This is a genomic window from Sandarakinorhabdus sp. (assembly GCF_040398665.1).
In the GTDB taxonomy this organism is placed as follows: Bacteria; Pseudomonadota; Alphaproteobacteria; order Sphingomonadales; family Sphingomonadaceae; genus Sandarakinorhabdus.
In genome coordinates this window covers 58,132-70,215 of the sequence record NZ_JBBATQ010000008.1, presented here as the reverse complement: position 1 = coordinate 70,215, position 12,084 = coordinate 58,132, and the positions used below count along the sequence as shown (strand labels likewise).

The window sequence follows — 12,084 nt, the reverse complement described above, 5'->3', positions numbered from 1 at the left end:
CTCTCTTTCTCAGGGTTGGGCAGCAGTGACAGCGGCGGGGGGCAGCTGCGGCAGGGCTGGGGCCGGCCACGCCACACCGGCGGCCGTCGTGGCGGCTTGCAGCGCGGCAAGCTGCACCGACACCAATGCGGTCAGATCCTTGTAGAGCGTCTGCACATCGCCCTGTGCCACCTGGGTCAGCTGGCGCTGGGCCGGATCGGGCGCGGCGCTATACTCCTGCGTGGAGGAATAGAGCCGCTGGGTGAGATCGATCAGCGGCAGGAAGGTTTCCTGCTGGGCGATGCCTTCCTCCCGGCCATTCAGCACGACATTCAGCCGATCAGCCTCCTTTTGCGCAGCCTCGGCGCTGGCGATCAACTTGGCGTTGGCCTTGCCATCCTTCAGCGCCTTCACCAGCGCCGTTGTTTGCGTCAGGCTGGCGCTCACCGTCTTGCCCGCATGATAGGTGGCCGCCACCAGCTTCGCCTGCGACGCCAGCAGGGCCTCGAGCGCGGCACTGTCGGCATTCGAGATGCTGATGCCCGGATCGAGCCGCACAGCGAGCGGCTGGGTGTGCACCTGATCACCCACCTTGAGCCGGACCTGATAGGTGCCGGGCATCACGAACCGCCCCGCCAGCCGGCGATAGGCGGACGGGTTGTCGTTCGGCGGCGCTTCGAACCGCAGATCCCACACGGCGCGCTGCGCCCCGCGCTTGGGCGTAGGTTGGGCGATCTTGCGCACCAGATTGCCACTGCCATCGAGCACCTCGATCGACACCGGCTGGCCGGCCCCCGGCGTGCCGATCCAGTAATCGATGATGGCGCCGCGCGGCGGATTCTTCGTGGTGAAATACAGGTGGCCGGTGTTCTTGCGGCCACGGCCGACATCGCGGATCTGCGTGCCTCGGCGCGGCGGCGCCAGATACGAGTGTGAGCCGACAACTTCAGGCGTCAGCTTCTCGACCAGGTTGAGTTGGTCGAGCACCCAGAAGCCGCGGCCGTGGGTGCCGATCACCAGATCATTCTCGCGCGGGTGGACGATGATGCCCTGCACCGAATTGGTCGGCAGGCCGGCGCGCAGCGGCAGCCAATGCCCGCCGCCATCGCGCGAGAAATACACGCCGAAATCGGTGCCGGCAAACAGCAGCTCGCCGTTCCTCGGGTGGGCAGTGATGCTCTTGGTTGGCCCAAAGGCCGGCAGATCGGCGGTGATGTTCCGCCAGGTAACGCCATAATCGTCGCTGCGCACGGCATGGGGCGCAAAGTCATTGTCCTGGTGGCCATCGAAGACCGCATAGAGCGTGCCTTCCTTGGTCGGCGACCAGGTGACCATGCCGACCTTCTTCTGGTTGGCAACGCCGGGGAAGGCCGCGGATTTCGTCCAGGTGCGGCCGTCATCGCGGCTGACCTGGATCAGGCCATCATCGCTGCCAGTCGCCAGCAAGCCGGGGCGCATGGTCGAGACCGCCACGGAGTGGAGGTTGCCGTACAGCGCCGTGCTCGAATGCAGATCGATGGTGGTGGCGGGCTGGATCTTGCCCTGCAAAGGCAGATTGTCCCGGCTGAGCTGGCGCGTCAGGTCCGGGCTGATCCGCTCCCAGCTGTCGCCGCGATCGCGGCTGCGGAACAGCACATTGGCGCCGAAATACAGCGTCTTGGGATCGTGCGGAGAGATGACGAACGGCGCGCTCCAGTTCCAGCGATAGGCCGGGAATTCGCCCTTCTGCGGCTGCCACGGCTGGATGCGCTTCTGGGCCTGGCTCTTGCGGTTGGTGCGTACCAAGCCGCCATATTGCGACTGGGAATAGATGATGTCCGCATCGGTCGGATCGGCCACCGCATAAAATCCGTCACCGCTGGACAGGAAGCTGAAATCCTCGTTGGCGATGCCGTCGTCGAACCGCGTGCCGATCGGGCCACCCCACGAGCCATTGTCCTGGGTGCCGCCATAGACGTGGTAGAACGGCTCCTGCATGTCGGCCGCCACGGTGTAGAGCTGCATCAGCGGCAGGTTGGACTGCCACACCCAGCGCTTGCCACCATCGCGCGACGTGTACATGCCGCCATCATTGCCGAGCAGCAGATGGTCGCTGTCCTTCGGGTTGATCCACATGGTGTGATTGTCGGCGTGGACCTGATTCGGCAGGATGTTGGTGAACGTCTTCCCGCCATCATCCGATCGCGACAACGGCGTGGTGGGCTCATAGATCCGCTCCGGATTTTTCGGATCGCAGAAGATTTCGCCGTAATACCAGTGGCTCTGCAACTGGGCGTTGCGCAGTTCCCATGAATTGCCGCCATCGGTGGACCGGAAGGTGCCGCCGGCGGGGCCAACCGCCGTCGCGTACACCATGTCGGGATTGCTGGCGCAGAAGGTGACGCCGACCCGGCCGACAGCGGTGGTCGGGAAGCCATTGCCCACCCGCGCCCAGCTGTCGCCGCCGTCGGTGCTGCGCCACAGCCCGCCCTCTTCGCCGCCGCCGATCATGCTCCACTGGCGCCGTTCACGCTGGAAGGTGGCGGCATAAAGAATGTCGGGATTGTTCGGGTGCATCGCCACCTCGACGACACCGGTGAATTTGCTGGGGCGCAGCAGGCGCGTCCAGGTCTTGCCGCCGTCCCTGGTCCGGTACAGGCCGCGTTCCTCGTTCGGCCCCCACAAAGAGCCCAGCGCTGCGACGAACACCGTGTTGCTGTCCTTGGGATGCACGATGATCCGGCCGATGTGGCGGCTTTCCGTCAGGCCCATATGTTCCCAGGTCGTGCCGCCGTCGCGCGACCGGTAGACGCCGTCGCCATATTGCGAGCTGCGGACGTTGTTCTGCTCGCCGGTGCCGATCCACACGGTGTTGGGATCATTGGGATCGAGCGTGACCGCCCCCATCGAAATGGTCGAACCCTTCTCGAACACCGGTGTCCAGGTCGTGCCGGCATTCACCGTCTTCCACAGGCCGCCCGAGGCGGTGGCGGTGTAGATGATCCGTTGATCGGTGGGATGCACGGCAAAGCGCGTGACGCGGCCGCTCGACATCGCCGTGCCCACTTCGCGCCATTGCAGCGCAGTCAGATCCTCGGCCACCAGACCATCGGGCGCTGCGGCCCAGCCGGCCGACGCAAGCAGGACCGCCGCAAATGCGGCCGTGGCAAGCCGCGCGCGGCGCAGCGGGGACATCGGATCTATGGGTGCGGACATGTCAACACGTCTCCATGCGGTAAGGGCAGAACGGGCTTCAACTGCAAAACACCGAAGCAGCAAAACGAAAAAGACATGGGGGCCGTCTCAGGGGAAGACGAGACGAACCCCATGCGCAACAACCGGATCAGGCACCTTCAACACGCGGGTGATTGAAGCCGACATCAGCCCAGGCTGCAAGCGGTCTCCTTGGCCAGACCCGGCGTCAGAACCGGAAATTGGCACCGACGAAGATGAAGCGGCCGACCGCTTCATAGACGCCCGACACGGTGTTGCCTTCCACGGTGAACGACGGCGCCGGGTTGAACTGCGGCACCACCGGCGGATCATTGTCGAGCAGGTTGCGCACACCGGCCCGCAGTTGCGCTTTCTTGGTGATGTTCCAGAACGCAGTCAGATCGATGTAGCTTTCGGCGTTCAGGCGTGCCCCGGTGAAATTCCCCCGCCCGGCTTCGGTCCAGGTCAAGGGCACGCCCGTCGTCGGGTTGATCGACTGGATGCGATCCACGGCCGACGAATAGCGCCAGTTCAGCGCAATATCGACCGTCCACGGCGTGCGCCAGGTGGTGGTGACATTGTGGCGATAGCGGAAGCGCGGCAGTTCGCACTGCAGATCATATTTGCCGACGCAGTTGGCGGTGAACCCGCCCGCCACCGGCGTGGTCTTGAAGCTGAACAGATAGGTGGCGGCATAATTCCAGTTCAGCCGGCCGAGCCCACCGATATCGTGGGCATAGCTGACCTGCGCATCGATGCCAGAGGTCGACAGGCCGGCGACGTTCTGCGTGCGCTGATCGACGAAGGACGGCGGCTCCCCGCGGAAGGTGAGCGAGCCATCCGGACCGCGCTGGATCAGGCTGCAGAATTCGGGTGCGCCGGAATCGAGGCAGCGTTCGATGGTGAACACAGCCGGGACCGTGCCGACGGCATCCTTCACGCGGATGTTGAAATAATCGAGGCTGATCGAAAGGTTGCTGATGAAACTGGGCTGCCAAACCGCGCCCAAAGTCACCGTGTCGGCCACTTCCGGCTGCAGATTGGGGTTGCCGCCGGTGCGGATGTTGACCTGTGCGCCCGATGGCGGAATTGCGCCAAACTGCGCCGCGGTCACGCCGGTGCGGGTGCAGGCGCTCAGCGGCCGCGTCGGCGCCTGGCTGGTGCCGGTGAAGCCGGAGCAGGGATCGGCGACATTGGCCAGACCGGTGTTGACCGGCAGGAACAGCTCCAGGATGTTGGGCGCGCGGATGGCGCGCTGATACTGGCCGCGCAGCCGCAGTTCCTTCAGCGGTGCCCAGCTGAGGCCCAATGCATAGCTGACCGGCGAGAAATTGCCGCCGCGCACCCCGGTGAGATTGTTGCGGGATTCATACTCCGAGCGACGCACGGCACCGATCAGCGCCAGCGAATCAAAGAAGGGCCGGCCCTGCACCAGCGGGACCGAGGTTTCGGCGAAGAATTCCTTCACCTCGGTCTGGCCGTCGCCGGGCAGCAGCGCCCCGGCGCCGGCCAGCAACTGGCCGGAGGCGGCGGTGGCATCGGGGCGGGTGACCAACTGCTCCTTGCGATACTCCGCGCCGATCAGCAGCGAGATGCCATCCTCGGCCCAGGGGCTGGTGATGCCGAAGGCGCCCAGATCGGATTGCAGCGTGCCGCCGAACATGATCTGGCTGGTCTTGCCGCGGGTCAGCGTTGGCGTGTCGAGATAGGCGGCCAGGCGCGGATCATTGGTGCCGTTGGGGTTGTAATTGGTGATGAACGGCACGCAGTTGCGGTCCGTGCCGGCCACCGCCACGCGGCAGGCCGGTTGGCCGGTGGCCGGATCGGTAATGATGTCGAGCGCATTCTGCAGCGGCGTGCGGGTGACATTGTTGGTCTGCACGCGATCGAGGCTGGTTTCCGCCCACTGGCCAAACACGTCGAACTTCACATTGTCGAGGATGTCGCCCTTCACGCCATAAACGGTTCGGAAGTTGGTAAGCGTGCGGTCATCGGTGCGCGGACCGCCTTCAACGAAGCGGCGCTGCACCTGCGCCTGCACATAGCGATCATTGTCCACATCGCGCGGCCACGGGCCGGTGAGCGAGGCACTGCCGCAGAACAATTGGCGCATCTGCACGGTCAGCACCGGGTTGTCGCAGTTCACCCGGGTGATTTCCGAGCCGAAGCCGCCCGACGGCGCGATGATCTGCGGCGATTGCGACTTGGTGAAGCCGAATTCGGCATAGGCTTCGATGCTGTCTGTCAGGTTGTAATAGCCGCTGAAGCCGGCGTTGATGCGCGTCACCTGGCGGCGCAACGGGTTGAACGGGTTGAAGTTGAAGCTGTTGGTGCCGTCCACCACCGTGCCATCGGGCTGCAAGGCAAGTGCGGCGGACGTGCGCGGATTGCCTTGCGCGTCGAGCAGGATGCTGCCGTTCGCCGCCCGCAGCGGGACTGCCGTGGCGCTGCCCGGCGCGAACACCGGTGTCAGGATGAAATTGGTCGGGAACGGGCCGGTCGGGGCGCCCAGGCACGTCGGGCTGGGGTTCGCCCCCAGGCTGAGCGCGCACTGCGAAAAGTCCCGTTCCGACTGGTTGAGGCCATCGTTGCGCATGTAGCGGACAAAGCCGGTGACATTGCCGCGGCCGCCATCGAGCGAGGCGCCGAACACGGCGGAGACGTCAACGGTGGGATTGCCGGTGTCACTGCCGGTGCGCGGCGTGATGTTTGCGGCCCGCAGGCGGGCTTGCGCGTCCGCGCTGTTGTTGTTCGACTGGTTGAAACCGAACAGGCCATCAATTTCCAGACCGGTGAAATCCCGCTTCATGATGAAGTTGGCAACGCCGGCGATGGCATCGGAGCCATAAACCGCCGAAGCGCCGCCGGTGACGACTTCAACGCGCTGGATCAACTGGGCCGGGATCAGGTTGATGTCGGACGGATAGCCACCCGGCGTCGGTGAACCGGGCGGCAGGCGCTTGCCGTTGACCAGCACCAGCGTGCGGATCGAGCCGAGGCCGCGCAGATCGAGCGTCGAGGTGCCGTTGGCGCCGTTGGCAAAGCTGGTGTCCTGCGCGCGGGTGAAGGCCGGCAGGGTGTTGAGCAGGTCGATTGTGTCCACCGCGCCGATCACGTCGAACGCCTGTTCCGTGACGGTCTGCACCGGGCTGGATGACACGACATTCTTGGACGTCAGGCGGGAACCGGTGACGATGATGGTTTCGGCAGAGTCCCTGGCGGCGTCTTCGGCGGCGTTGTCGACGGCCACCGCCTGCTCGGCTGGTGCTGGCTGCGCAAACGCGGCGCGCGCGGACAGGGCAAGCATGGCTGAAAGGATCGCCGAACCCATCAGATGGCGACGCTGTTCAAATCCCGACATGAGTCTGTTCCCCTCTTGCAGGCCGGACCCAGCCCGGCTCCCCTTTCAGAACGTGGCACCGTGCAACCGACATGGGTCAGGCACGCCAATCCCCGTTCGTGAACCTGAAGATACAGTCTGAATGTCAACGCATTGATGAGTCAATAGCGTTACTTCATATCGCCTATGCGAACAGATTGCAGGGTCGAATATCAGACCATGATGTCGGATCTGTCAGCGACCGGGAGATCGAAAATTGACCTTAAATTATTGATTTAACAGAATAATATCTTGACTTCATGCGCGGGTAGCTGGCAGATTGTGTGTCATTTCTTCCCCTGGGCATCGAAGAATATGCGCATCATGTGCCTAAGACAGGCGGAAAATCATGGTCGAATAGCGAACAAATGGCCGCTCTGTGGCGATCAACTGAGTCGAATTGTGCGCAATCGACTGCGCGATCTGCCGCCGAGCCAGGCCATCAAACCACCAATGGCGCACGGCGCACGGCGCATGATGCCGCCCGTGAACCTGTCTGCGCATGCGGCCGTGCCCGCGCAGGAATCCGCCCTAGATCCAGGTCTCCAGCCGCGTGTTCATCACCAGCTCGGCAACTGCACTGCTGTTCGGCAATCTCAGCAGGAACCCTATGGTCTGGGCGATGGTGGCCGGGTCGATGCGGTCCTGGCGCGGGGTCACGCCGGGGATGCCGGCAATCAGATCGGTGTCCACGGCGCCCGGGCACAGCGCTGTCGCCCGCACGCCATGGTCATGGCCGGCAAAGCGGGCGGCGTGGGTCAGCGCCACCACGGCGTGCTTGCTCATCGTGTAGCCGATCGAGACGCCGGGCCGGTAACGCTTGCCATCGGTGGAGGCGATATTGATGATGCGGCCGTTGCCGCCCTTCGCCAGATGCGGCAGCGCATGGCGGATCAGGCGAAATGGCGCCTTGACGTTGATCGCCCAGAGCGCGTCGAGCAGCGCTTCGTCGCCGCTGTCGAAATCGATCTGGCGCAGGATGCCGGCATTGTTGATCAAGCCATCGATGCGGCCGAAGCGCGCGACCGTCGCGTCCACCCAGGCCAGCGCCGTGGCCGGCTCTGCCGCGTCGAACTCATGAATGAACGTCGTGGCCGGATCGAAGCCGTCCGAATTGTAGCGGGCGGGACTGCGCAGCCCAAGCGAGAGCAAATAGCCTTCGCTGGCCAGCTTGCGGGCAATGGCCAGGCCGATGCCGCGCGACGCCCCCGAGATCATCACCACCCGGCCATCGGGCGTCAGCATCGATGCGGGTGCGGCGTCAGCCATGATCAGAACAGACCCTGGTAGACGCCGCCATCAATGACGATGTTCTGCCCGGTCATGAAGCCGACATTGGCACTGCACAGAAAGGCGATCAGCTCACCACACTCGGCCGGATCGGCAAAGCGCCGCGCCGGGGTCATCTTCAGCCGGTCCTCGACGATCGCTTCATAGGTCGTATTGCCCCGCGCGGCATGGCTGTGCAGGTTGGTGCGCAGCGCGTCCGTATCGAAAAAGCCCGGCAGCACGCTGTTGATCACCACATTGTGCGGCACGAGTTCGCGCACCATCGACGCGATGGCGCCCGCCAGCCCGACCCGGGCCGCATGGCTGTGGGCAAAATTCACCTGCGGGAACTTGATGTTGCTCACCGAGATATTGACGACACGGCCGAACTTGCGGTCGCACATGCCCGGCACGACAGCGCGAATGAAATCGAGCTGCGCATAAAAATGCGCCTCCATCCAGAAATCCCAATCGGCGCGGCTCATGGTGCGGAAATCGTCGGGCGTTTGCCGCACCCCCGGATTGCACACCAGGATATCGAGATCGGGACAGGCGGCGATCACCCGTGCGCGCGCGTCCGGCAAGGTCAGGTCTGCGGCAATGATATTGGCCTGTATGCCCGTTTCATCTGCCAGCGTGCGCGCCGCGGCGGCCAAGGTTTCGGCGCTGCGCGCCACCAGCGTCAGATGCACCCCTTCGCGCGCCAGTGACTGCGCTGCGGCCAGGCCCAGCCCCTTGCTGCCGCCACAAACCAGCGCGTGACGACCGGAAATTCCCAGATCCATGGCGCTTATTCCGCCGGCGCGAACGAAGCGGCGAGCAGATGCGCGGGCACGCGGAAACGGCCCACGGCATCCTTCAATTGCTCGCGTTCGGTGGTGACTTCGGCATGGCTGCCGGTGACCAGCACGGTCGCCGGCAACAATTGCGCATTGTAGCGCGCCGCCGAGGATTCCGTGTAGCCGCCGGTATCGAGGAAAGCGACCAGATCGCCGCGCTGCAGCGCCGGCATGCGGCGATGCTTGCCCACTTCATCCGAATTGCACAACGGCCCGACCAGATCGACGGTTTCGGTCGGCTCGGCGCCGGCATCCACCACCGGCAGCGCATGATAATACCAATCCAGCACCGCCGCCCACGACAGATGGTTGGTGGAGATATCGAGATTGACCCACTTGCGGGTGTCGCCTTGCTTCACGGCGCCGACGCGCCCCACAGCGACACCGGCCGGGCCGGACAAGGCGCGACCCGGTTCCAGCCGCAGCCGGGGCAGCGGCAGCCCCAGCTTCGCGGCCTCGTCCTTGATCGCCCCGCAACACAGCCGGGCATAATCCGCCGGCGTCGGCGCGTTCTGGTCATCCATCTGGCTATTGGGGCCGGTGCCGTACCATTTGCCGAAGGTCCAGCCGCCCCCGATATCGATGCACGGCGGCACCCAGCCGGTGTGATCCCGCAAGTAACCGGACCAGGTGATCATCTCGCGCGCCATCACGGCAAAATCGGCCGGATCATTCGACATGCGCGACAGGTGGAAATGGGTCTCCTTCAGCCGCACGGTCGGCAGGGTGAGCGCGCGCCGGACGATGTCGGCGGTCTGCTCGCGGGTCATGCCCCATTTGGTGGAATCGCTCTGCTGCTTGAGGGTGCCGGGCCCGTGCATCGACACGCCCATGCGGTCGCGCAGCGGTTCCAGATCGAGCTTCAAGCGGATGCCGATATCGGCGACAACCCCCAGCCGGCGCGCCACGTCGTCGATGCGCTCAAGCTCGTCCATCGCATCGATATTGATGCACAGGCCGTTGGCGATGGCCATCTCCAGTTCGTCGGTCTGCTTGTTCGATCCGTTCAGCACCAGCGTTTTCGGATTGGTGCCGGCCAGCAGCGCCATGTACATTTCCTGCGCGCCGAAACAGTCGCCACCGGCGCCTTCGCTGTTCATGATGTGGCGGATGGCAAGGCCATTGTTGGACTTGTTGGCGAACAGGATCTCGACGTCCGGATATTCGGCGCGGAAGGCATCGCGAAACGCCCGATAGGTGTGGCGCAACTGATTTTCGGAGATGATGTACAGCGGCGTGCCGAAGCGGGCGGCCAGATCGGCGACATCACAGCCATCAACCCACAGATTGCCGTTGGGTCCGATCCCGATAAACTCGCCGAACTGCACATCATGGCGGGCCGGCACCAGCGCAGGCGCTTGTCTGGCGATCCTGGTCTGCACGTTCATGTCGTTTCTCCCCTAATCGCTGATCAAAGCAAATGAAGCGCCTGGAGCCCCGCCTTGAGGCCATCGGCCGCGTCAGCCGACAGGCGGCGCAGCGGCGGGCGCGGCGTGCCGCCGCCGGGATAGCCTAGCATGTCCATCGCGGCCTTGGTGGCCGGATACAATGTGCGCCCGCCGCTGGTGAACAGGTCGGTCAGCTTGCGCCCCATCGCCTGCAGTTCGGCGGCGTGCGCGCTGTCGCCATTCTTGGCCGCGAAATAGAGATCGAGGCCGCCGCGGCGCCAGACATTGGGGAAGCAATCGATGGTGCCATCGGCGCCCAACTGCACGGCCGGCACGCCGAACACCGATGATGGTCCGCAAAACACCCGCAGCCGATCATGGACGGCCAGATAGGTGCCGTAGAAATTGTTCCAGTCGCCGGAGCTTTCCTTGATCGCCACCACCGGATCGAGCGCGGCGAGGCGCAGGGCGAGGGCCGGCGTGATGGCATTCACGGCGTTGCCGGGGATGTTGTAGAGCAGCACCGGCAGGCCGATACGGTCGGTGATATCGGCAAAATGCGCGAAAATCTCGTCGTCTGAAAGCTTGACGAAATAGGGCGGCAGGATCAGCGCGCCATCGCAGCCGATCGCTTCGGCATGGCGGGTCAACGCCACGCTTTCCTCGACCGTGATTGCCCCGGTGCCCACGATCAACGTGCCGCGGCTGCCGATCGCCTCGCGCGCCACATCAAACAGGCGCTTGCGCTCATCATGGCTCAGCGCCCAGAATTCGCCGGTGCACCCGCCCACCACCACGCCGGTGGCGCCGGCTTCGATCAATTCGATCATGTTGGCGGCAAAGCCGGCTTCATCGATGCGGCCATCAGCGTGGAAGGCCGTGGTGACGGCGGGCATCGGGCCCGACCAGTTGACGCTGTTTCGATCCACGTGTCTCTCCCTGATCAGGCGCTGGGCACGGTCGCCAGCCGGCGGCCGTCAATCTTGTCGAACAGATGCAGGCGGTCCCGCCGCAGATCAAAGGCGACCGTCTCGCCGGCGTGCAGCGCCGCCGATCCGGTGACGCGAGCGGTCAACGACAGGCCATCGGCGTCCAGAAACACGATGGTTTCATGGCCGATCGGTTCGACCAGCCGCACCCTTGCAGCCCAAGGGCCGGCCCCCACCGCCACGTCTTCGGGCCGGATGCCCACGGTGATGGCGCTTGGCGTCGCCGCCGGCAGCGAAGCAGCCCGTGCTTGGGGCAGATCGATGGCCAGCGCGCCAACCCGGACAATCGCCTTGTCCGCTTCGCGCAACAGGAGGCCATCGGCCAGGGTCATGGCCGGCGTGCCGATGAAGCCGGCGACGAAGGCATTGGCCGGATGGTTGTAGATTTCGGCAGGCGGCGCGAATTGCTGCAGCACGCCATCGCGCATCACCGCGATCCGGGTCGACATGGTCATCGCTTCCAACTGGTCGTGGGTGACATAGACCATCGTCTTGCCCAGCCGGCGGTGCAGCTCGATCAGTTCGGCGCGCATATGGGCGCGCAGCGCGGCATCAAGATTGGACAGCGGCTCATCAAGCAGGAAGACGCTGGGGTCACGCACCAAGGCGCGGCCCAGCGCGACGCGCTGCTGTTGGCCGCCCGACAATTGTTTCGGCTTGCGGTCCAGCAGCGGGCCGAGCTGCAGCAGCGCGGCGACGTCGGCCAGCTTGGTGGCGCGCTCCGCCTTGGCCACCCCGCGCTTCTTCAGCGGGTAGCAGATGTTTTCGGCGACGGTCATGTGCGGATAAAGCGCGTAGGACTGGAACACCATTGCGATGTCCCGCGCGGCCGGCGCCAGATCGACCACATCGCGGTCACCGATGCGGATGCTGCCACTGCTGGTCTGTTCCAGCCCGGCCAGCATCCTCAGCGTCGTGGTCTTGCCGCAACCCGAAGGCCCCAGCAGCGACACGAACTCGCCGGATTCGATCCTCAGATCGAGGCACGGGATGGCGACCGTCGCGCCGAAGCTCTTGCGGACCTTTTCGAAGACGACCTGTACCACGCC

Annotated in this window: 7 protein-coding genes; all 7 read right to left on the bottom strand. The window is 64.8% G+C overall.

From position 1 onward, the window contains the following. Positions 1-9: 9 nt before the first annotated feature. The gene (locus tag ABWP22_RS11160) at positions 10-3,174 is read right to left on the bottom strand and encodes a VPS10 domain-containing protein (protein WP_353200053.1); all 3,165 of its coding nucleotides are present in this window, start codon (positions 3,172-3,174) and stop codon (positions 10-12) included. Positions 3,175-3,379: 205 nt separating this feature from the next. Next, positions 3,380-6,532, bottom strand: coding sequence for a TonB-dependent receptor plug domain-containing protein (locus tag ABWP22_RS11155; protein WP_353200052.1), 3,153 nt, complete (start codon positions 6,530-6,532; stop codon positions 3,380-3,382). Between the two features lie 549 nt (positions 6,533-7,081). Beyond that, positions 7,082-7,819, bottom strand: a complete 738-nt coding sequence (locus ABWP22_RS11150; protein WP_353200051.1) for an SDR family NAD(P)-dependent oxidoreductase — start codon at positions 7,817-7,819, stop codon at positions 7,082-7,084. A gap of 2 nt (positions 7,820-7,821) precedes the next feature. Further along, positions 7,822-8,604: an SDR family oxidoreductase gene (locus ABWP22_RS11145; RefSeq protein WP_353200050.1), complete on the bottom strand. Its 783-nt coding sequence runs from the start codon at positions 8,602-8,604 to the stop codon at positions 7,822-7,824. A 5-nt stretch (positions 8,605-8,609) separates the two neighbouring features. Next, complete coding sequence (locus ABWP22_RS11140) at positions 8,610-10,046, bottom strand: diaminopimelate decarboxylase family protein (protein ID WP_353200049.1); 1,437 nt, start codon at positions 10,044-10,046, stop codon at positions 8,610-8,612. A gap of 23 nt (positions 10,047-10,069) precedes the next feature. Then, positions 10,070-10,975: a dihydrodipicolinate synthase family protein gene (locus ABWP22_RS11135; RefSeq protein WP_353200048.1), complete on the bottom strand. Its 906-nt coding sequence runs from the start codon at positions 10,973-10,975 to the stop codon at positions 10,070-10,072. Between the two features lie 14 nt (positions 10,976-10,989). Beyond that, positions 10,990-12,081: an ABC transporter ATP-binding protein gene (locus ABWP22_RS11130; protein WP_353200047.1), complete on the bottom strand. Its 1,092-nt coding sequence runs from the start codon at positions 12,079-12,081 to the stop codon at positions 10,990-10,992. Between the last annotated feature and the right edge of the window lie 3 nt (positions 12,082-12,084).